We start from the raw sequence: 20,898 nt of genomic DNA, 5'->3' as shown, positions 1-20,898 counted from the left end.
TCGGACGAGAACAGCGAGCCATTCAGAAAACCGATTGATTCACCGATCAGCCTTCTCGGCCTTGGCTTGAGACAGACTGAGCATATTGCTCGTCTCGTAGGGCTCGGAACGGATCACCGGCACCTTGATGATGTCGCCAGGCTGTACGGAAGCTGTCTCGTCCGCGGTAATTTCGCGCGGCGTTCCGTCATTTTTCCGAATGAGTATGAATCCAGATCGCCGATCTTTCTCTGCCAGACGCTCCCTGGCCTCGGCCGGCGCACTGATCTGGGCCTCCATAAGCAAATCGCCCTGCGTCTTGATCCGCGCCTGCACCTCCGCGATGTCATCCCTTGTCTGTTGCAGGTCTCTCTCGTCCGCCTTCCTTCTCTCCTGAGCCCGTTCGTGAAGCCGATGCTCGGCCAGGGCGACACTCTCCTGCGCCTTTACGATCGCCGTTTCGATGTTCAATTGCTCGTTCACGATCTGCGCGAGGGATCGCTCCATCGAGAAGACGGTCGGTGCGAGAGCAAGCCCCTTCGCGGAAAGAGCGCGAAATTGCTTCAACTGCTCCTGGGTGCTGTCTCTCTCCTGCGCCAAAGCACCGACCTGACCACGAAGCGATTCGGTCTCGTTGTTATAGAGCGCCTTGATCTTTTCGAACTCCGCCTGCTCCGAACGAATTGTGTTATTTTCCACGCCAAGCACGGAACGCTCGCCTTCGACGATCGCGGCGATGTCCGGATCGTCCTTTCGATCAGCAAGCTCCGGCGGGAAAGCAAGGTCCGCGCGCCCGGCGAGCGCCGCAGTCAGCCGCGCGGCACGCGCCAGCAGGCGGCACCGCTTCAGCGACAGGGCGCGCATCTCTCCCTTGGCCAGCGCCATGTCACGATCCAGGCGCAGCAAGCCGAATTCGGGACGGTAATATCCGCCAGCGATGCCGACCGCCTCAAGGACCGTAAGGCCGGGCCGATATGGATACTGGCCGGGGCGCTGGACGTCTCCGACGATGGAAAACGGCCGATATTGAACGATTTCAACTGCCGCAACGGGTCGCTCCGCGCCCTCCGAGCGCCGTTGTAGGCGATCCGATATCTCTCGCGCCAGATCGTTCAGCCGCAACCCTGCGACATCAATGTTTCCGATCAGCGGCAAGGAGATCGCGCCGTCCGCAGCGACCATATATTCGCCGGTCAGATCCGGCCATTCCTGCACCTTGATCTTTAATCGATCAGACACGCCGAGCTTGTAATCTTCCGCCCTCGCCGATGGAACGACCAAGGCCATGGCAATGTTGAAGGCGATCGCGATCTTGAGGGCTGTTCGCTTCATCCTACAAATCTCCTGGCTCTGTCAGCTCTAGAGATTGAGGCCTGCCGGAGCGCCTTTGCGTCCAGCGCAAAGTCTCGGATCGCAGCACACCCCGCGGGACTTTGTTGAGAACCGTCCCCAAGATCCTGTCTCGCGCGGATCCCAACGAACTCAGCGCCTGGCTCAACTCGGTCTCGGACGTACGGCCCCATTCTACGACGATCAGCAGGTTATCAATGATTTGGCCGGCGGATCGTACGTCGGCCGCGGTCGCAAGTGCAGGCAAATCCAAGATCACCCATTCATAAGCACACTCGCGCCCTGCATTGACCACGTAAGCAAGATTACCCCAGAGCATGTCGAGATTGCTGAGAACTTCTCCACTCGGGAGAAAGTCAAGATTGGGACTAATCTGCGGCTGGATGGCGTCGCAGGGCGCGACCTCCCCTCGCAGCACCTCATGCAAACCGGCCACCTGCGGTGCAACCTGCTTGCGAACGGGACGCGTATCGCTCTGCCCGGCATCGACAAGAAGCACGCGCGAGCCGTCGCCGGCCAGGAACCGGGCCCAACTGCCCGCCACGGCTGTCTTGCCCTCTCCAGGGCAATAAGATGTCACTCCGACGAAGTGAGGGACCTGGTTCGATATTTCGAGCACCGCCGACCGCGCGCGCCGCAGGACCGAGCGCCTCAGTGTTGACGCCAAATCGGAGCGGTTCACCTGCGGGTCTTTCGTGCGCGGCAGGGCCCCAAAGCACTCGACTGAAGTCAATGCAACGAGTTGTTCGGCGCTGCGCAAGCCCCGATCGAACAGCGCCAGGCCGATTCCAACGCTGTAGGCCAGCATTCCACCGACGACCGGCGCCAGCAGCATGATGACAGCCGTTGGCGGCCCATCGCTCGACGCGGGTGGAACGGCTTCACTGATGACTCGGGCTGTCGGACCGAGCACCTTGATTCGCTCTCGCAACGCGGCACTGGTGCTGACCACGGCACTCGTGTCATTTTGCTCTTGAACGAATGACGTTGCCAACTCGTTCGTCAGGCTTGCCGCTTCGTCGGCGCTGCGCGCACGTGCCCGCACCGAAATGATGAGGCTCGCACCGACGCGACTGACGGTCATGCCGGATCTCAGTCGCGCCAGTATTTTCTGCCTCCTCCTTTCGTCCGGGAGTTGCTCTTCGGAAGCAGATAATCGTCCACGCAAGAGGTCGTGGATACGTTGCCATCCTATCCGGCTAATGGCCTGCTTGAGGCTCGATCTCGGCAGGATATCTTCGGTCTCCTCCAAACCGACCTTGTCGATCACCCGGTCGAGAACCCTGCTGGACCTGAGCATTTCAATTGCGCTCTGGACCAGCGAATTCTCGACCAGGACTTGAGTAACGACAGCGTCCGGTCCGGACATTTGCAGTGTCGTGTTCGAAATGAGTAGTTCGGAGGTCGCGCTGAAGGTCGGAACCCTGATCGCGCCATAGACAAGGCCTGCCAGCCCTCCAAGGCTGAAGCCAACGAGCAGAAACCGCAGCAGCGTTCGACGGTGCTGACGAATCTTTGCGAGGGCAATCCTGAAGCCGAGTCCATCACGCCAGACGTCCTGTGAGACCGACCGGTCCTCTGCGCGGTCGATATAAGCCCGCTTGCTGGCTGACGAGTCGAGCATCAATTCGGCTCCCGGTTGTTGTGTCCGTCGGCTAAGGCAAGCATCACTGCTGTGGTCTCGACTGGACCGCTTCCAGGAGATGCCAAGGGAACCCGCGAAGGCGGTTGTTACCATCTGGATAACAAGCCGCTTCTGCGTAGCCCTTGGGGCACCGCAAGATGCCGCCAGGTCCAAAATAGGGGTGACTTGCTCCCTTGGAGAGCGGGTTTTCGGCGTAGAAAACTACGGCGCCCGCGGTGTCGCGGACGATCATCCCGTATCGTTGCACGGCGTGCGCCAACATGGCGGCGTAGGGATCCATATCGATTCCGTCGAGATTGACATTGCTTGGAATCCGGAACGTCGCGCCTTCGGGAATTGCCTCGGGATCGTCGTCCTCACCATCGGTGCGCTGCGCCGGATAAGCCCATCTCGACCGCTGTGCCTGTGGCAGGGCTATGTGAACGGCGTGGTCGATCTCACCATGGCGCTGCTCCGCGATGGTGATCAGCCCCGCAAGCAGAGCAAGGCCCGTCGCCGTCGCGCCAAATTTGTATCCTTCGTCGGTTGTCGGAAAATACCCTGGGCTCGTCGCAAGCTTATCGATCTTGCCGCCCCACGAGGCCCGCCATTCGTCGACAGTTTGACCTACGGAGTTGACGGTCTTGCGCCCACTCTTCTCCATGCCCCAAAATTCCCAATAGTGCGCTGTCGAGGGCTGATAAACGATGGCCTCCTTGTCGCTGCCGCTCGATGGCTGAAATCCGTCGGGTAGCGGAACACGCTCCCATTGCTGTTGCAACGGTTCGAATCTCCAGTTCGCATTCCCGGTTCGTTCCGCTCGCACACGGACCGTCGGCTGGTCGTCTGACACCACGTAGAGGGGCGGCGAATATTGGTCGATATTGACCGACGCGATTCCGTAATGAGTTCTGATCTGGTTCTGCAGCGCGGCCACCCACTTTTCGGAATGTGGATCGCGCGGTGTATCCGGCGGCAATTTGGTATGAACGTAGCTTGCCGCGGAGAACTCTCGATCGGGAGCCATGATCAGTGAGGGACGATCCTTGGCGTCGATGGATTGTCGCGATGTACGACCACTATCGGCCACGGTCCCGGCGCAGATCCCGAGACCAAGGAAAAGCACCGTACCTGCGGCACAGCAAAGGCTGGTGGACGGACCGCGCATACTGGCCTTCCCGCTCAATTCCGTGGAGCCTCTCCATGCATCCGCGGTGGAGATAACGCCTTCAGTTCGGCTCCAGGCTTCCCGCCCATCCGGAAACATGACGACATGCGCAGCGGGGCTGCAACGGCCCCAAAATAACTAGTCCCTCTGGATGCAGGGCTCTTCACGCAGCGCCCGCAGCAACGCCGGTTCGGCTATCCGCATAGATGGTCAGATCTCGTCGCAGAATTAGCTCGATCGGCTCTTGGCCATACATCGGATCGGACTAGTCGGCATGACGCTCCATGTCATCCGCGAGAGCAGAGTTGCCGCGCGGGCCCATGACTACACTCCGCCGCACCTACTCCATGAAACGAGGGAGCGCTGCGCGCGATCGATGGCCCTGCTCAAACCCACGCACGTGCCGCTCTCCGTTTGCTTGCAGTCAGTGGACAAGCTCAATGCGTGCCCTGCAAACACAAACGGCTGTTCAAAGACGCGATATCCAGCCGCCGTTCCTTCCCGACTTCTCCCGACAAGTCGTCTGTATCGAGGGATTGCTCTGCGACGCAGTAACCTTCGAGGAGGCGAAACAACGGATTGTCTCATCCATCCGGGAAATGCGCCGCTGCAATCTGGTCACTCCAAACGCGAACTTCCTGCGCCTGATCCGCTCTGATCCAGATTTCAGAGATGCCGCGTTGGCAAACGATCTCTCTGTCATCGACGGAATGCCGCTGCTTTGGCTCGCCCGGCTTCTCGGAATCCCTGTTCAACAGCGCGTCAGCGGATCTGACCTGTTTGATGCTCTCTGGGCCAATACCGGCGAGCACCTGAGCACCTTCTTCTTCGGAGCGACTGACGACATCGGCTACCGCGTGCGCAAGCGCCTCCGCGAAGCCAAATCAGCCATCCAGTGCGCAGGCACCCTTTCTCCGGGTTTCGGCTCCGTTGAATCGATGAGCGATCCAGCAATTCTCCACGCCATTAACGAGGCGTGCCCTGATCTGCTGATCGTCTCTGTCGGAGCGCGCAAGGGCTTGTTATGGCTCAGCCGGAATGAGCACCGCCTTTCAGCCCCGGTCATCTGCAATCTCGGAGCAACCATCAATTTTGTCGCGGGAAGTATCAAGCGCGCGCCGGTATTCTTTCGTCGCTCCGGATTTGAATGGCTATGGCGCATCAAGGAGGAACCGGCGCTCTGGACGCGGTACGCTCTCGATCTCACAACCTTGATTTCTGTCTTTCTTCGTCAGGTCCTCCCCTGGGTCGTCTATCGTAGCATCCACCGCCCCTCGGCTACGCAATTGGCTGCGGCACGCATCCGACACTATCAGCGTGGCGACGACGAGGTCCTGGAATTTTTCGGCGCATGGACGCGGCAGAATATCTTGCCGCTGCGCGACGCTCTCGCCGTAGCGAGTCTTGCCAGAGGCAACCTGGTCATCAATCTCAACGGCGTGAGTTACGTCGACGCGACATTCCTGGGCCAGATTCTGCTTGCATATGGCTATCGCCGCCGAATGCACCGGGGATTCCTTCTTTGCGCTTCAGAACGGCCAATAAGGACAATGCTGCGCCTGCACGGTTGCGACTATCTGCTTTTCGCTGGTCAATCCAGGTCCGATGCCGTCCCAACCTCTGAGCCTTGCGACGCCACGGAGGAGCTTGCCGCTCGTCACTTGAACGCGGGAATGATCCCTTCCAGCGGTGCGCCTTAGATCAATTTGGCCGAGGCTCATCATGATCCTTTTCACCCTGAACATGCTGCTCGGGTTCGCCTCGCTAGTCTTGGTCCTGATTACGCTGGGCTTCGCCCTGCAAGCGGCGGCTATGATGCTTCTGCGCGATCGTCCGTTCTCGCCCCTGCCGCGCCGGCCTTCGGTCGCGGCATTGGTCCCGGCGCACAACGAAGAACAGAACATCGAGGCGACACTCCTTTGCATCAAGCAGGACCTCAAGGCCGGAGATCGGCTGCTGGTTGTGGCGGACAATTGCAGCGACCGAACGGCCTCTCTCGCCGCGCAAGCCGGGGCAGAAGTGCTGGTCCGGAGCAATTCGGAACTGCGCGGCAAGGGCTTTGCCCTAGCGGCCGGCCTGCGCCATCTGGCTTCGACGCCCCCCGAAATCGTCCTGTTCATCGATGCCGACTGCCAGATCAATCGTCACGGGGTCGATCTGCTAGCGCGCGCCTGCGCAACGGCCGGCGCCCCGATCCAGTGCCGTAACCTCATGGTCGCACATCCCGAAACAAGCGGGCCGTCTCGCTTGGCCGAATTTGCCTGGCGCATCAAGAACGATCTTCGTCCAAACGGCTACGCGCGCCTTGGCTTGCCCTGCCAGCTCCACGGGACCGGCATGGCCGTGCCGTGGGCGCTCATCAATCCAGACCTGTTCGCAACCGGGCATCTGGCCGAGGACATCTTCTTTGGACTTGAGCTCGCCATCCGGGGACATCCGGCACGTTTCTTCCGCGATGCATGCGTGACGAGCTATTTCCCAGACACGCAAAGCGGCCACGTCCAGCAAAAGCGACGCTGGGTCCATGGGCATCTCGGGCTGATCAGGAGCCACCTGCCCCGCCTCCTTCTCCATGCCTTGAAAACTCGAGACTTGCAGTTGCTTGCGTTGGCGGCTGACCTCGCGGTTCCGCCGCTTGGCATGCTCGCCATCGCGAATTTGGTGCTCCTCGCCCTCAGTTTGCTCTATCTGGCTGTGGTCGGCTCAGGTTCCCCGCTCGCATATTCCGCGCTTGCGCTCGCGGTTTTTGCGTTCTCGCTGGTGAGCGCTTGGTATGTTTCCGGCCGCGATTTGATCGGACTTGGGGAAATAGCGCAGGTGCCGCGGCACATGGCTATGGTGCTGCGCACCGTACTGACATTGGCCCGCAGAGATCGGACGCAATGGATCAGAGCTGATCGACCCCGGACACGCGCCCCAGTCGGCCGGCATGTACGTCACACGCGACACTAGCGCTTGGGCACAACAACTTGCTTGTCGGTTGGTCAGATCCGACTGGCAGTCATTTGCCTTAACCCAAACAGTGTTTGTCCGACAATCGTTGTCCTTGCCAATCGCTTGAGAAAGCGCCTCAAGTCATACGATGGAACGCAGTCGTTAAGGAGAACGGCCCGCGCCGCTTCGTATTGCCCTGCATCCAATAGCTGGCGCGCGTGTTCCAGCATGAGGAAATTGGCATACCGCCTGCTGCTCTCATGCAAACGCGCCGGAACGATATGATCTCGCATCAACTGCGGCAAGCGCTCTGCGAAAAGCGGCCGCGATATCCTGGTGCGGTTCCCGCAGAGCGACGGCGAGGTCGCGTCATTGTACGTCGCAGATGGTACGGCGCTATAGAAAAAGGAGCCCCGGCACGCGAGTCTGCACCACATGTCGATATCTTCGCCCGTCGAGATGCCCTCGGCGAACGGCCCCGCCGCCAACAGTTCGTCCCTGCGGATCATGATCGAGCTTGAGCTGGCTGGATACGAGCCATTGGAGAGCGCGAACGAAAAATAGTCGTCGACCCTCTGCGCCGAAACGTTCGGAGCAATCAGGAGACGGCCTGCTCTACTCTCCAGTTGCAGGTTACTGAAGACTGCAATCGCATCGCTGCCTTCGACCGCGTGCCAAAGGCTTGCGAGGTGGTCGTGCGACCACAAATCATCTGCATCAAGGAGCGCGACCCATTCGCCTCGTGCAGCTCGAATCCCGCGATTCCGCGCGGCCGAAACTCCCGCATTCGGTTGCTCGATCAACTGGAGATGCGGCAAGCCAGCCGCCTTGACCAACGTCGCGCTGTCGTCGGCCGATCCGTCGTCAACGACTATGAGTTCAAAATCGACGTCAGTCTGACGAATTGCTGACCGCAACGTTCTCAGAATGCAGTCTGCCTTGTTGTACAAGGGTATCACGACAGTGATGGACGGCTTCGGCTTGGTGATCACGCGGGTTTTCCACGGCTACTGGCCGCAACTATGGGCGCGCGGTTTCGGATCGTGATTATTCTGGTGACCGCCCCCAGAGACAATCGTGAACTCGAACTAACCCGCGCGAAGAATGTGATTTGATCTCCAGTATTCTGGATCGGAACAACTGAAAATCGTCATCGACTCGAAGCGGTAGAATGTTGGAAGCGGTTCAGGCAGCTCCCGAGCACACCTCCGAAGGTTTCGGGCGCCCAGAGATTGCTCCGCGAAATAATCTCATCTTGAGGCTGCTGTCAGGACGATCCGGTGGAACCCTTAGGTCGCTCAGGACAAAGTTCCACCTTAAAGCCAACTCGATAAAGCACGTTTGGTTTCCAACGTGATACCGCGTGACTACTTCGTCTGAGCCGGCAATCGCCCGTGGCGCCTCCTTCTCGACAAATATTTCTAATGTGCTTCAAACTTGAAAAAATCGTGTTCGAGGTCGGGGTTTATCTTATGTTATTGGAGCGCGGTTAAATCCCGGATTTCCTCGCTCCCAAAAATATCAAAAACAATTGCCCGTTCCTGAAATACCCGATCGGACTCGTTGTTGGTTGCGTGAGGATATTAGGACATGTCGAGCGCCGCGATAGTACCAACGTTCATCCTCCAAATTGATGGATTCTTTCGCGAAGGTCTCCGGCTTATCCTGTCGAGAACGCGCTTTTCTCCACAAGGATGGGGATTTGAGCTCGACGAGCTCAACACGATTCCCAGTGACGAGCCCAGCCTGTTCATCGTCGGGGTTGGACGGAAGCATGATCAGATTTTCAAACGCATTCGCGATCTGTATCCGCTTTCCTTCATTGTAGCGGTTGGTGACGAACGCAGCCCCGATTATTTGGCAAGTGCGCTCGATGCGGGCGTGAATGCAGCTCTTTTTAATTCGGTCGCGCCGAACGCTCTTGTCAACTGCCTGCACGCTATTACGGACGAGCATCTCATCGTTATCGATGGCCGCCTCTGGCCACTGACGATCGTCCAGCCAAGGATCGACGAACGGCTATCGCCGCCAACTCAAAATGCCACTCCTTGGGATACGGAGGGCACACTGCACGCCTCAAAACTGTTGTCCGCGCGAGAAATTGCAATCCTGGAACGAATTGTCCGAGGCGATTCCAACAAACATGTTGCGCGGTTCTTCAAGATTGCCGAGCCGACCGTCAAGGCGCACGTCAAGGCGATTTTTCGCAAGATAGGCACGAGCAATCGTACCCAGGCAGCAATCTGGGCGCTCAACAACAGGCTTCTCGATAGCACGCACGAGTCGCGGCACGACATTTCTGCGCTGCTTAACGAGCACGTTGCGGGCGACGAAGATCACCCCCTGGGATTCAATCGGCTCGATCCGGCGATCGATGATTCCTTCATCGCTGGTCGTGCCAAGGTGGGCCAGCAATAGCCCGACTCCGTGGGCGCACCGCTGAAGTGGGGCGCGCGCGCAAGCCAAGTTCGTTGCCTGGAGCGCCTCGCGCTCGTTCTTCACCCGGTCCTCGCTGACCGGCGGAGCCTTTTCCCCAGTGGCTACGGATATCGGTGGCAACGGCCACGACCTGCGCGGCTCTGGCCGCCGATGACATTGGGGAGCAAACGTCGGCGCCAGACCTCGCGTGCTCCAAGCTCGGTCCTGTCAGCCCTGGGCTCACTCCCCCGGGCTTCGGGACAGGTAGTCGCTGAAAGTCAACGCGAACATGAAGATCATCCAGAACACGCCGGCGATCGCGACGACGCGCACCAGCATCGTCGCGCTCTTCAAATCCATCAGGAAAACCGCAAGTACAATGGTCATCACCACCGCAATCGTGAGATTGATCACAAGGTTGCCGGGGCCGAGCGGCAGGTAGGCCGAACCGAGACTGATGGCCGCTAGACCGAGCAGCGCGGCCCATGCCAGCACGGGCCCACGCCAAGGAATGCCATGGTCATCTGATGTTTCGCTCATGATCGACCAGCCAGATAGATCAAGGGAAAAAGGAATATCCAGACCGTATCCACGAAGTGCCAATAGATCGCGACACCCTCCATGGTTGAGCCCTGCACCGGAATGGTCTCGCGCCAAAACAGCGTCATGACCACGATGACGACCCCGACGCCGGCTGTCAGATGGATGGCGTGGATACCCGTCATGATCCAGTAAAGACCCCAAAAAATCGCGGTGGCAGGAGGCTTTAGAGGGAAGCCAGGTCCAGGAACCAGATGCTCGTCGATATCAGCACGATATTCGAGACCCTTTGTGACCAGGAACGCGACGCCGAGCAAGGCCGTTGCACCGAGACAGACGAGCGTCAGCCGCCGCAGTCGGACAGTCGCTGCGCGCAGCGCGATCGTCATGGTGAGGCTCGAGGTCAGCAAGAGTGCCGTGTTGACGGAGCCATATACGATCTCTGTGTGCGCCGCTGCAATCCGAAATGCCTCGGGGTTGAAGCTCCGATAGACCGCGTAACTGCAGAACAACGCTGCAAAGAACAGGACCTCACTAGCGAGGAAGAGCCACATGCCGAGACCGACCGCTTCGCGCTGCAAGCGGAGGTCGGGCCAAGGCTCCTGCAAGGCCGACTCCCGCAAGGCCGACTCCCGCAAGGCGCCGGTCAGCTCGGTCGTCATCGCGCGCCCTCCTGGCCCGCGATCGGCGCCTGTTCGCCTTCCTCGCGCGTACGGCCCGCGTCGTGGTACTGATAAGGCGCAGAAGTGACCCGCGGCGGTCGCAGAAAATTCTGCTTCGGGGGCGGCGACGGCGTCTGCCATTCGAGGCCCGTCGCACCCCACGGATTGTCCCCGGCGCGGTCGCCTTTGAACAGTGACCACCCGAGGTATGCGAGCGGCAGAAGATAGGCGACGGCGAGCATCGCCGCGCCGCCGCTCGACAGCACGTGCCAGACCTGAAACACATCCGGATAGAAATGGTAGCGCCGGGGCATGCCGAGCCAACCCATGATGAATTGCGGGATGAAGGTCAGATTGAATCCGAGAAACATGGTGATGGCGGCAAGCTGAGCCGCAAACTCGTGGTAGCGCCGCCCGGTCACCTTGGGCCACCAATAGTGAATGCCGGCCATAAAGGCGGAAACTGTCCCGCCGACCATGATGGTGTGAAAATGCGCGACCACGAAATAGGAGTCCGTGGTCGCGATATCGATCGGAACGGAGGCAAGGAACAGTCCGGTGAGGCCGCCGATGGTGAACAGTCCCAGAAAGCCCAGCGCGTAGAGCATGGGCGCTTCGAAGCCGATTTGTCCCCGGTAGAGCGTCGCGGTCCAATTGAAGACCTTGATCGCCGACGGCACCGCCACGATGAAGGATAGAAACGAGAAGATCAGGTTTGCGAGCGGCGATTGGCCGGCAACGAACATATGATGTCCCCACACCATGAAGCCGACCACGCCGATCACGAGCAAGGCATAGACCATGAAGGCGTAGCCAAATACGCGCTTCCGGGCGAAGCAAGCGAACACCTCGGATACGACGCCCATTGCCGGCAATATCATGATGTACACCGCAGGATGGCTGTAGAACCAGAACAGGTGCTGAAACAGCACCGGATCTCCGCCGACGCTTGCGTCGAAGATCGGGAGGCCGAACAGCCGCTCCGCACAGATCAGGAGCAGCGACATGGCAAGGACCGGCGTGGCGAGCACCATCACCATGCTGACGACGTACATCGACCAGGCGAACAGCGGCAGGCGAAACCATGTCATACCCGGTGCGCGCAACAGGTGAATGGTGGCCATGAAATTCACACCCGTCGCGATCGAGGAGAAGCCGACCACGAATACGCCGATCGCAGCCGGAACAACGCTCGAGTGCGAATAATTGGACGAGAACGGCGGATAGAAAGTCCAGCCGGTGTCGACACCTCCGCTCAGCAGCACATAAACCGTAAAGCTGGCGCCGATCAGGTACAGGTACCAGGACAACAGGTTGAGACGCGGAAAGGCGACGTCCGGGGCGCCGATCATCATCGGCAGTACGAAGTTGCCCATCGTCGCGGGAATTGACGGCACCAGGAAAAACCACACCATGATGATGCCATGAATGCTGAACGCGCGATTGTACTCATCGGAGGTCATGAACCAGCCGGTCGGGCTGATCAGCTCGAGCCGCACCAGGCCGATCGCGATCCCGCCGATGAAGAAGAAGAAGGTGATGGATACCGCATAGAGAATGGCAATTCGCTTGTGATCGGTGGTCAACAGCCACGACCGCACCGTGTGACCCTCGTCGAGATAGCTGGTAGCCGTCTGCTCTTGCCCTGGCGCATATGGCAATGTCATCTCGCTCATGGCGGAGCTCCTTGCCCTGTATCGGTCGATTGGCCGGAAAGTGACTTGATGTACGCGACCAGCGAGATCACCTGCCCTGGGGTGACCGAGCCGCTGAAGTTCGGCATCAAAGGCGGAAAGCCGGCCACCCTGTTTTTGTCGGGCAGAAGAATACAGTCGCGCAAATAGGCTTCATCGGCGGTGACCGTCCGGCCATCGGCAAGCTGAACCGTGCTCCCATAGACACCCTTCAGGTCCGGCGCGTGGACGGTCGAGCCCGGGGTGTGGCATCCAGAGCATCCCAACGAAACGAACAATGCCTTGCCTTGATGAGCAAGGTCGTCTCCCTCCGGCAGCGCGGCGTTCCAGCGCGAATATTCTTCCGGAGTTACGACCACGAGCCGCCCGGCCATCACCGAATGATTGGTGCCGCAAAACTCCGCGCACGTCAGATGAAAAACGCCGGTCTTGGTCGCATTGAACGAAAGATAAGTGTAACGGTCCGGCAGGACGTCTTGCTTGAGCCGGAGCGCCGGAAGGTAGAGATCATGGATCGCGTCCTGCGACGTCATGATCAGCCGCACATTGGTATGGACGGGCACGTGCAGTTCGTCGATTTCACGCGCGCCGCTCGGATGCTGGATGCGCCACATCCATTGCTTGGCGACGACATGAATCTCCAGGGCCGGTTCGGGCGTGGCAAGCGCCGATAGCTGGCGGGATGCCGCCCACCAAAATAAGAACAGGAACGTAAAGAACGTTGCCGCGGTCCATCCGATCTCGATCTCCCGGTCGGAGCGTTCCGACGTCTCGCCGCGCGGCACGCGCGAGCCTCTATGGTAACGAATCATGAAATAGGTGATCAGCCCTGCGACAAGCGCAACCACGGCTCCCGAGACCACCGACAAGAGCATGAACAGCGCATCGACATGCGCGGCGTAGTCCGAAGCGGCGGTGGTGAACTCGGCGAGATTCACGGCGGCCAGCTCCGACGTTCACGCATCGCCATCAGGGAAATGCCGCTCAGCAGAGCAACCAACGTGATACCTGCTGCGAACGCGAGCAAGCTCGTGATACGCTCCGTGTAGATTCCCTTCACCGGATCATAGCCGTAACACAGCAGATGGATGCGATCGGCGAGAGTGCCGACCGCGCCTCGCCCGGCATCCACGATGGCCAGCCGCAGATCAGCACCGTCAAGGCCAAGCGGCGACAGGACGCGCCGCACCGTTCCATTTCCATCAACGACATAGACTGCCGCTGGATGGGCGTATTGGTCGTGCTCCGCATCGTAGTAGTAATGCATTCCGGCCGCTTGCGTGACGGCGCGGATGGCCACTTCGCCGCCAGTCAAAAACACCGCGGCCGCGTTGATCGCGCTTCCATTGTCGATGTGGCGCGCGCGCATCGCCTGCGCTGCTGCCGGCTTGTCCTTCGGATCGATACCGATCGCGACCAGGCGATAGTCGGCACCTGGCTTGAGACCGGTTTTCGCCAGGCCGGCAGTGGTGAATTCCAGGATGGGGCCGCACAACGTTCGGCAGGTGTAGTCCGCGAAGACGAGCACCGTTGGCAAGCCGCCGATGACTGTGCGCAACGTCACTGCGCGACCCGCTTCGTCGATCAGGTTCACGTCGAGCGGCAGCACTGCATTCGGTGCGGGCGCCGCCTCGACCTTCTTGACCTCGGCATCAACGAGCCCCGCCCTCGCCGGCGCCGATACTGCGAGCGGCGCACAGATCAAGAGCAGGACAAGGGTGACGGATATTCTCATTTGCTCGGCTCCGGCTGCCGATGTGCGCCGTTGGGCGCAGCCGAAGGTGATTGTCCTTGCTGGATCGTTGTTCGTTCGGCCGCAGCGGCCGGTTCAGACAGCGTCGCCTGCGGCGAGGACAACAGCGGCTCATAGGCGCTGTCACCCTTCTTCACGAGCAATTCCATGGCTCGTTCGATCGGCACTTGGACCGTCGAGTGTTGCTGATCCGCCCATTTCCAGGTTTCGAGCGTCTTGGTCTGAGCATCGGTGATGCGCCGCAGCTCCTCGCTCTCGGCGGTATCTACGCGCGGCTGGGGGAAAGCTTGAGGACCCGGCAGAACCCTGGGGGGTGCAGCGGCGTGGTAGATGCCGTAGAGGCCGCCGATCGACACGACAAGCAAGAGCAGCGCGCCCAGCGCTGACCAGCTTACGAAAGCCATGCCAACATTCGGCGACTCGGGCACGTAGCGGATGTGATGGCGCTCATCGGACATCGTGCGCCCCCCATGCGAACGGCTGCGGTTGTCCCCGCGCAAGGAATGGGATCACGCTGATAATGATGAGGCCGATGCCGACGATCGCCAGCAATCCGCTCGCGAGTGCAGCCACGCCTTTCGGCGGCGCAATGAGATACGCGTCATTCGCCGCGATTCCAACCAGCGTCGTAAGGCCGACTGCCCGCAGCGGGCGCCGACGGTTCCGCACCCGAGACTGAATCAACGCAAGTGTCGGGATCAGGGATCCAAGCGCGAAAGCTGCGACCGCCAGCGCAGTCCAGGGAAAGCGAGCTCGCGCCACGAACCAAGCTCCTTCGCGCGGAAGGTCGCCATACCAGATGACGAGGACAGCCATGAAGTCGATGTAGGTGATACCAAGAATTGTCGCCAGCAGCAGCGCGCCGACATCGCCGACGGCCGGCTCGTCGTCGGCCGCCGGCATCCACACCGCAGCCCAGGCCAGCGCTGCGACCAGCGAGGAAACTGCAACGCTTGCCCCGAAGGACGACGAGGCAAAGGGCGCCTCGACCGAGAGATACCAGTCAATCGAAACACTGCTGATAATGGCGGCATGAAACACCAGTCCGAACGCCGCCAGGAGCTGACCTCGCTCGCCGGCTGCTCGCGGAAGAAGAAGCGCCAATGCCGACCAGCCGGCAAATGCCACCAGTGAGCGCGCGACAAAGGCTGGACGATTGAGATAGAGCGATAGCACATCCGGTTTCACCGTCGGCGGCTGCTGCGCCCACGGATACAACGCCGGAATCGCCACGAAGATCGGCACCGCGAAAAGCACAAGCAGCGGTATGGCGGCTGCGGCGGGTTCGGTCGCGGGCGCAATGATCTCACCCCAGTCGCCGGATGTCAGCCGATGAACCATCATGAGGGAAAGGCTTCCCACCAGGATCTGCGCCCAGAACACAAATCCGACGAGCCACCCCGCCGAGGCCGCCGCCGGATCAACAATCGCGCCCCCGACGATGCCGAGCAGCGCCGCGATGCCGCCGATCAATGCTGCGATGCCGCGTCTGCGCGGGGTCATCTGACGTGCTCCCTCACATCGGGTACATCGGCGACGTTGGTTCGCCGCGACAATTGCAGGGCACGGATATAGGCGGCGATCGCCCACCGATCGTGAGGCGGCACGCGATCGGCGTAGGAAAACATCACGCCATAGCCGTTGCCAATGACGTCATAGAAGTGCCGAGCCGGAGCGGCCAGAAGGCGATCGATGTGGTAGGATGGCGGCGCCGGAAATCCGTGCGCGACGATGACACCGTCCCCGTCACCTGCAAGACCGTGACAGGGTGCACAGAAGACGCCAAAGCGCTCCCGCCCTCGCGCCAGCAGCGCCTCCGTCACGGGCGGCGGATCCTTGGCAGCCGCAGCGCGCTCGATATCGCCCTGCGCGACCACACCATCCGGAAGTGGTCGCGCCGTCGTACCATCCGGCCACAGCGCGGTCGGTGCATAGGTCGTGAGCTTGCGTTGCTCCGTCATGCTCAGATCGCAGCCGGCAAGCAGACCGGCGCATGCCGCGATCCCCAGGATCGTTGTGGCGTTACGTTTCATCGCGCAATTTCCCGCACCGCGATGGCACCGAAGTCCGCGAGTTTTGCGGCTGCCGCCGATCGATTGCCATCCTCCCGACACTCGACCGCCAGCAGGAAGCGGTCCTGGCTCGCTCCTTGAAAGCCGTCCGAGGCGAACAGCGGATTGCTGAGATGGGGCAGCCGCGCCTCGAACAGAAATGTCACGAAGCCGCAGATCGCGGCCACGAGAATGCCGGTCGCAAACGGGACCAGCATGAAAGTCGGCCATGAGTGCAGTGGGCGCCCGCCACTGTCGTAGGGATAATTGATGACTGCCGAATAGTATTCGAGGCCATAAGCCAGGGCCGCCGTCAAAACGCCGCCGGCGAACATCACCGGACGTATCCGGCTCTCCGTATGACTGTGTGCAACCGGCAGCTCCTCGAGCGGATAAGGCGTGTACGCCTCGACCACACGCCAGGGTGCGTCGTGGACAAAGCGAGCCGCCTCGATGAAGCGCCGCTGATCCGCAAACTCGGCCAGAAGCAACTGCGTCATGGCCGCTCCCCTTCCGCAACGAGCTTTCTCACCTCATGCATCGAGACCACCGGAATGATGCGCACAAAGAGGAGAAACATCAGCGCGAACAGGCCGAGCGAACCGAATGTCACCATCCAGTCCCAGACGGTCGGAAGAAACATTCGCCATGCGCTCGGCAGATAGTCGTGCGACAGCGTGTTCCAGATGATCAGAATGCGCTCCAGCCACATCCCGATGTTGATGATGACCGCGATGACGAAGACAGCGGCCACGCTGCGGCGGATTCCTGCCCACCAGAATGCCTGCGGTATCGCCACATTGCAGAGCAGAAGTCCCCAGAACATCGGCGCGTAATGCCCCGTGAATTCGAATACAACGAGGCTGCGATCCGCGCGCTCGCCTCCGTACCATGCATTGAACCATTCGGTGGCGTAGGACAGACCCATGATGATCGATGCCGCCAGCATGATCTTGGCCATCACATCGAAATGCTCCGTAGTGATCAGTCCCTCCATGCGGAAACCCCACCGCACCAGCGCCGCCAGACAGGCGACCATGGCAAAGCCGGAATACATCGCACCGACCACGAAATACGGCGGGAAGATCGTCTCCTGCCAGCCCGGCATCAGGCTGGCGGCAAAGTCCATCCCGACCACGCTGTGCAACGACACGACGAGGGGAACGCCGAGGCAGGCGAGCGCGAGATGAAGTTTCTCGTAGACTTGCCACTGCCGCGACGAGCCGCACCAGCCAAGGGCGAGAACTCCGTAGAAGACCGCCTGCCCCCGCTTCCGCGCCCGGTCCCGCATCGTCGCGAAATCCGGAATCAGGCCCACATACCAGAACAGGATCGAGAACAGGATGTAGCTCAGGATCGCCCAGAAATCCCAGATCAGCGCGCTGCGCCACTGCGGCCAGACATGCATGGTGTTGGGATAAGGAGTGAGCCAGTAAAAATAGAGCGGCCGTCCAAGGTGAATAATGGGAAAAATTCCGGCGATGGTCGCCGCAAACAGCGTCATCGCCTCGGCAAAGCGATTGGTCGATGCCCGCCATCTTTGACGCATCAGCAGCAACATCGAGGAGATCAGGGTCCCTGCATTGCCGATGCCGATCCACCAGACGTAGTCGGCGATGGCGAAGCCCCACACAACTGTCGAGTTCACACCCCAGATGCCGATGCCGCGAGAGAAGATAAGAAAAACCGTGACCAGAAATGCGATCGTTGCCGCGAGACTTGCGCAAAAGCCGATCCACCATGCACGCCAGCTCCAGGACGAAGGTTCCAGCAAGGGCGCCGCAACGATTGCGTTGACGGCTTCCAGGCTGCGCGCCTCCGGCAGTGTCCATCGCTCTGGTTCGGCCGATTTCTCCACCGGGATGGTCAGCGCCATGGTCATGAGCGGGCCTTCCCATAGTCCGGGTTTGGGTTTTGCAGACGGGCCAGATAAGTCGTTCGCGGACGTGTCCCGAGCTCACCTAAAAGCGAATAACTCCTCGGGTCGGCACGCAATGCATTGATGCGTGAATTCGCATCGGACAGGTTTCCGAAATGGATCGCCTTGGTGGGGCACGCCGCTTGGCAGGCCGTGACCACCTCACCATCCCGAAGCCTGCGGCCTTCCCGTTCGGCGGAACGCCGGCCGACGCTGATCCGCTGGACGCAATAGGTGCATTTCTCCATCACGCCCCGGCTGCGGACCGTAACGTTCGGATTGAAGACAGCCTTGACGATATCCTCGCCGAGGTTGCCGTACTCCTGGCCATCAGCGTAACCGGCGAAATTGAAACGGCGGACCTTGTATGGACAGTTCGATTGACAGAAGCGCGTGCCGACGCAACGGTTGTAGACCTGAACGTTCAACCCCTCGCTATCGTGAATCGAGGCCGCCACCGGACAGACGGGCTCGCAGGGTGCGTGCTCGCAATGCATGCAGGGGGTCGGACTAAAGCCCGGACGCCCGTCGACCACGTAATGGTCAATCCGCATCCAATGCATGTCGCGGCCCATGGCGATTTCGTCGGGACCAACAACCGGAATATTGTTCTCCGCCTGACAAGCCATGACGCAGGCGTTGCAACCGATACAGGCCGAAGCGTCGATCGCCATGGCCCATTCGTAAGTGTCGGCCTCCACCGGCGGGTAGAGCGTCGGCGGGTTGCTGCCCGGTCGCTCGAAATGGAAATTACCGCTGGCTAGGTCCGCGAGCGTCAGGCGCGGCTGCAACGTTTCTGCCTCGCCTTCCAGATCGAAGAAATGTTGCGTCTGCAATATTTCGCTTCGTTGCGCGGTTTTGACAACCGTGACGTTGTCGATCAGCCACGGCGACTCGGCGTCGCGCCAGGGGTAGACGTCGAAGCCGACACCGGACCCGATTGTCCCGGCATGCTTTCGACCGTAACCAAGCGTCGTCGACAGCACACCCGGCGCCTGTCCGTGACTGATCAAGACCGGCACTTCGAGTGTCGTTTCGCCGCGCTTGAGCTGTACGACTTCGCCGTCGCCAAGCCCGAGCTCGCGCGCATCGGACTCCGCGACGTGCAATGCGTTTCCCCAGACTTGGCTGGTGAATGGCTTTGGACATTCCTGCAGCCACGCGTTGTTGGCCATTGCTCCGTCGAACACGGAAGGATCGGGGGCCAGCGCCAGTGAAAAGCGCCCTGCGGCGGTGGCTGGCGCGACCTTGGGAAGGCTGACCGACGGCAGCGAAATCTTCGCGAAGGCCGAATTGGCGACGACGCCGTCATGCAAAGTTTGTCGCCACAAAACCGCGCGGTCTTTCCCGGAAGCAGCCGATGTCCACTGGTTGCGAACCAGATCGAGAGTAGACGGACCGGCCTCTGTCTGCAGCATTGCCAGCACCTGATGCGGATCGCGGCTGTCGTAAAGCGGAATGAGCAGCGGCTGAATGATGCTCGCAGTTCCGTCGTAGGCTCTGATGTCGGACCAGCTTTCCAGCACATGCGTAAGCGGAAGATGCCACGTGCACAGTTGTGCGGTTTCGTCGCGGTACCCGCCAAAATGCGCTTTGAAAGGTACTGCCCTGATCGCTTCATCTAATCCGAGCGAGCCGGGAGCGTCATAGACAGGATTGGCGTCAACGATGATCAACGTCTCGACATGTCCCCCGCGCACGTCGGAAACGAAACTACGCAGCGACTCGGTGTGCCCCTCCGTAACGGGGTCGACAGGCGCGATGAAGTCCACCGGCGCTCGTAGCTGCGCGTTGATCCAGTGACAAAGCGCATGGACCTCGGACGGTTGCCGCGGTCCGGCCATCACCAGGCCCGCACCGCGCCGCGCCTGAAGATCTGCTGCCGCGGCTGCGGCAAATTCCTTGATCTCATCCGGTAGGTCAGCCGGCTCAAATCCCGCCCCCATCGCGCGGGCAACTTCGATCGCCACATTGCGGATCAACTCAGGCGGAAGGGCGATGCGGTGATCGGCCAGCGCCCCGGTCAGGCTCCAGTCCGGCTCGGCGGAATAGAGCCGCAGCGAGTCCGCCGGCGCCTGCGGGCGGCGCGCGTCGACGATCCCGCGCGCATAGCTGATTTGTTCGGGACCCGTGCCGATGGGATCACTATCCAGCGTGAGCATGACGCGGACATCGGAAAGGCGTGGAAGCGGCGTCGCGAGACGGCCGAACGCCATCTTCGCGCCGTTGCGGATCGCATCGTCTTCAACCGCTTCGTAGCGGTACCACTTCATCTGCGGCATCGATCGCTTCAAGACGTCCAACTGGGCAAGCCAGCTCGGCGACGTGATGCGCCGCGTCAGGACCACCAGTCCTTTCCCTTGCTCCGCGTGATGCCGGTCAAGCCGCGGGCGCAACGCAGCTTCGAACGCACTCCACGACTGCGTGCGGTTCTCGCTATAGGGTGCCTTTGAGCGGTCCGGATCGTAGAGCGACAACACCGTTGCCTCGCCGTAGAGATCGGTCGAGCCGAGGCTGGCTGGATGCCGCGGGTTGCCTTCGACCTTGATGGGCCGCCCCTCGACCGAGGTGACAATCACTCCGCGACCATAACCGGCTAACGGCAACGCGCTTGCGAAACGCAGCGGTACCCCGGGCGTTGCACGTTCGGGAATCTCGACATAGGGCACGATCTCCTCCGGCGGGCGGCCGCAGGAAGCCAGCGTGGCCGCAACGCCAGTCATGAACAATTTCAATGCGGCACGGCGATCCATTGCGGAGTTCAACGCGTGCGGTTCATGCCTGATGTCGCGAATGGCTTCCATAAC

At 60.6% G+C, this 20,898-nt stretch carries 18 protein-coding genes; 3 read left to right on the top strand and 15 right to left on the bottom strand.

The features are described 5' to 3' along the window. Window positions 1-39 precede the first annotated feature (39 nt). Genes P6U25_RS06650 through P6U25_RS06640 form a run of 3 tightly spaced genes read right to left on the bottom strand, consistent with a single transcriptional unit; the run spans window position 40 to window position 4,043 of the window. Window positions 40-1,311 (bottom strand): polysaccharide biosynthesis/export family protein, encoded by a 1,272-nt coding sequence (locus P6U25_RS06650; RefSeq protein WP_407150704.1) that lies wholly within the window; start codon window positions 1,309-1,311, stop codon window positions 40-42. A gap of 1 nt (window position 1,312) precedes the next feature. Further along, entirely contained in the window at window positions 1,313-2,953 is a 1,641-nt protein-coding gene (locus P6U25_RS06645) for a hypothetical protein (RefSeq protein ID WP_407150702.1), read from the bottom strand. A gap of 43 nt (window positions 2,954-2,996) precedes the next feature. Then, on the bottom strand, window positions 2,997-4,043 hold the full coding sequence (locus P6U25_RS06640) for a hypothetical protein (RefSeq protein WP_407152744.1): 1,047 nt from the start codon (window positions 4,041-4,043) through the stop codon (window positions 2,997-2,999). Window positions 4,044-4,561: 518 nt separating this feature from the next. Here P6U25_RS06640 and P6U25_RS06635 point away from each other — a divergent pair. Together P6U25_RS06635 and P6U25_RS06630 are read left to right on the top strand one after the other, a co-directional pair. Further along, entirely contained in the window at window positions 4,562-5,821 is a 1,260-nt protein-coding gene (locus P6U25_RS06635) for a WecB/TagA/CpsF family glycosyltransferase (RefSeq protein WP_407150700.1), read from the top strand. Between the two features lie 22 nt (window positions 5,822-5,843). Beyond that, window positions 5,844-7,073: a glycosyltransferase family 2 protein gene (locus P6U25_RS06630; RefSeq protein ID WP_407150698.1), complete on the top strand. Its 1,230-nt coding sequence runs from the start codon at window positions 5,844-5,846 to the stop codon at window positions 7,071-7,073. Between the two features lie 32 nt (window positions 7,074-7,105). Here P6U25_RS06630 and P6U25_RS06625 read toward each other — a convergent pair whose 3' ends face one another. Further along, window positions 7,106-8,047, bottom strand: a complete 942-nt coding sequence (locus P6U25_RS06625) for a glycosyltransferase family 2 protein (RefSeq protein ID WP_407150696.1) — start codon at window positions 8,045-8,047, stop codon at window positions 7,106-7,108. A gap of 598 nt (window positions 8,048-8,645) precedes the next feature. On the opposite strand from P6U25_RS06625, the gene P6U25_RS06620 reads away from it, so the two are divergent. After that, entirely contained in the window at window positions 8,646-9,473 is an 828-nt protein-coding gene (locus P6U25_RS06620) for a response regulator transcription factor (protein WP_407150695.1), read from the top strand. A 240-nt stretch (window positions 9,474-9,713) separates the two neighbouring features. Here the strand turns inward: P6U25_RS06620 and P6U25_RS06615 are convergent, their stop codons facing one another. From P6U25_RS06615 to P6U25_RS06565, 11 genes are all read right to left on the bottom strand, one after another. Beyond that, window positions 9,714-10,013, bottom strand: a complete 300-nt coding sequence (locus P6U25_RS06615) for an oxidase (protein WP_407150693.1) — start codon at window positions 10,011-10,013, stop codon at window positions 9,714-9,716. After that, window positions 10,010-10,675, bottom strand: a complete 666-nt coding sequence (locus tag P6U25_RS06610) for a cytochrome c oxidase subunit 3 (protein WP_407150692.1) — start codon at window positions 10,673-10,675, stop codon at window positions 10,010-10,012. Before P6U25_RS06610 ends, P6U25_RS06615 begins: the two co-directional genes overlap by 4 nt. Then, a complete protein-coding gene (locus P6U25_RS06605; RefSeq protein ID WP_407150691.1) occupies window positions 10,672-12,351 on the bottom strand; it encodes a cbb3-type cytochrome c oxidase subunit I in 1,680 nt (559 codons plus the stop codon). Before P6U25_RS06605 ends, P6U25_RS06610 begins: the two co-directional genes overlap by 4 nt. Beyond that, window positions 12,348-13,307: a cytochrome c oxidase subunit II gene (coxB, locus tag P6U25_RS06600; protein ID WP_407150689.1), complete on the bottom strand. Its 960-nt coding sequence runs from the start codon at window positions 13,305-13,307 to the stop codon at window positions 12,348-12,350. The genes P6U25_RS06605 and coxB overlap by 4 nt, the downstream gene beginning before the upstream one ends. Then, complete coding sequence (locus P6U25_RS06595) at window positions 13,304-13,978, bottom strand: SCO family protein (RefSeq protein ID WP_407150687.1); 675 nt, start codon at window positions 13,976-13,978, stop codon at window positions 13,304-13,306. The genes coxB and P6U25_RS06595 overlap by 4 nt, the downstream gene beginning before the upstream one ends. Before the next feature lie 122 nt (window positions 13,979-14,100). Next, on the bottom strand, window positions 14,101-14,580 hold the full coding sequence (locus P6U25_RS06590; RefSeq protein ID WP_407150685.1) for a hypothetical protein: 480 nt from the start codon (window positions 14,578-14,580) through the stop codon (window positions 14,101-14,103). Continuing rightward, complete coding sequence (locus P6U25_RS06585; RefSeq protein ID WP_407150684.1) at window positions 14,570-15,595, bottom strand: hypothetical protein; 1,026 nt, start codon at window positions 15,593-15,595, stop codon at window positions 14,570-14,572. Before P6U25_RS06585 ends, P6U25_RS06590 begins: the two co-directional genes overlap by 11 nt. Before the next feature lie 26 nt (window positions 15,596-15,621). Continuing rightward, window positions 15,622-16,155, bottom strand: a complete 534-nt coding sequence (locus P6U25_RS06580) for a c-type cytochrome (RefSeq protein WP_407150682.1) — start codon at window positions 16,153-16,155, stop codon at window positions 15,622-15,624. Continuing rightward, on the bottom strand, window positions 16,152-16,673 hold the full coding sequence (locus P6U25_RS06575; protein WP_407150680.1) for a DUF3341 domain-containing protein: 522 nt from the start codon (window positions 16,671-16,673) through the stop codon (window positions 16,152-16,154). The genes P6U25_RS06580 and P6U25_RS06575 overlap by 4 nt, the downstream gene beginning before the upstream one ends. Further along, window positions 16,670-18,055 (bottom strand): NrfD/PsrC family molybdoenzyme membrane anchor subunit, encoded by a 1,386-nt coding sequence (gene nrfD / locus P6U25_RS06570; RefSeq protein WP_407150679.1) that lies wholly within the window; start codon window positions 18,053-18,055, stop codon window positions 16,670-16,672. The genes P6U25_RS06575 and nrfD overlap by 4 nt, the downstream gene beginning before the upstream one ends. After that, complete coding sequence (locus P6U25_RS06565; RefSeq protein ID WP_407150677.1) at window positions 18,052-20,895, bottom strand: 4Fe-4S dicluster domain-containing protein; 2,844 nt, start codon at window positions 20,893-20,895, stop codon at window positions 18,052-18,054. The genes nrfD and P6U25_RS06565 overlap by 4 nt, the downstream gene beginning before the upstream one ends. Window positions 20,896-20,898: the final 3 nt, after the last annotated feature.

It is taken from the genome of Bradyrhizobium sp. ORS 86, from assembly GCF_045571475.1.
Classification (GTDB): Bacteria; Pseudomonadota; Alphaproteobacteria; order Rhizobiales; family Xanthobacteraceae; genus Bradyrhizobium.
Note: the sequence above shows the minus strand (reverse complement) of the source record. Positions and strands in the feature narration are given on the sequence as shown.

Coding starts and splice junctions, on each gene's coding strand:
- P6U25_RS06590 (WP_407150685.1), bottom strand. CDS start 14,580: ATGTCCGATGAGCGCCATCACATCCGCTACGTGCCCGAGTCGCCGAAT.
- P6U25_RS06630 (WP_407150698.1), top strand. CDS start 5,844: ATGATCCTTTTCACCCTGAACATGCTGCTCGGGTTCGCCTCGCTAGTC.
- P6U25_RS06645 (WP_407150702.1), bottom strand. CDS start 2,953: ATGCTCGACTCGTCAGCCAGCAAGCGGGCTTATATCGACCGCGCAGAG.
- P6U25_RS06620 (WP_407150695.1), top strand. CDS start 8,646: ATGTCGAGCGCCGCGATAGTACCAACGTTCATCCTCCAAATTGATGGA.
- P6U25_RS06580 (WP_407150682.1), bottom strand. CDS start 16,155: ATGAAACGTAACGCCACAACGATCCTGGGGATCGCGGCATGCGCCGGT.
- P6U25_RS06605 (WP_407150691.1), bottom strand. CDS start 12,351: ATGAGCGAGATGACATTGCCATATGCGCCAGGGCAAGAGCAGACGGCT.
- P6U25_RS06565 (WP_407150677.1), bottom strand. CDS start 20,895: ATGGAAGCCATTCGCGACATCAGGCATGAACCGCACGCGTTGAACTCC.
- P6U25_RS06615 (WP_407150693.1), bottom strand. CDS start 10,013: ATGAGCGAAACATCAGATGACCATGGCATTCCTTGGCGTGGGCCCGTG.
- nrfD (WP_407150679.1), bottom strand. CDS start 18,055: ATGACCATGGCGCTGACCATCCCGGTGGAGAAATCGGCCGAACCAGAG.
- P6U25_RS06635 (WP_407150700.1), top strand. CDS start 4,562: ATGCGTGCCCTGCAAACACAAACGGCTGTTCAAAGACGCGATATCCAG.
- P6U25_RS06575 (WP_407150680.1), bottom strand. CDS start 16,673: ATGACGCAGTTGCTTCTGGCCGAGTTTGCGGATCAGCGGCGCTTCATC.
- P6U25_RS06610 (WP_407150692.1), bottom strand. CDS start 10,675: ATGACGACCGAGCTGACCGGCGCCTTGCGGGAGTCGGCCTTGCGGGAG.
- P6U25_RS06650 (WP_407150704.1), bottom strand. CDS start 1,311: ATGAAGCGAACAGCCCTCAAGATCGCGATCGCCTTCAACATTGCCATG.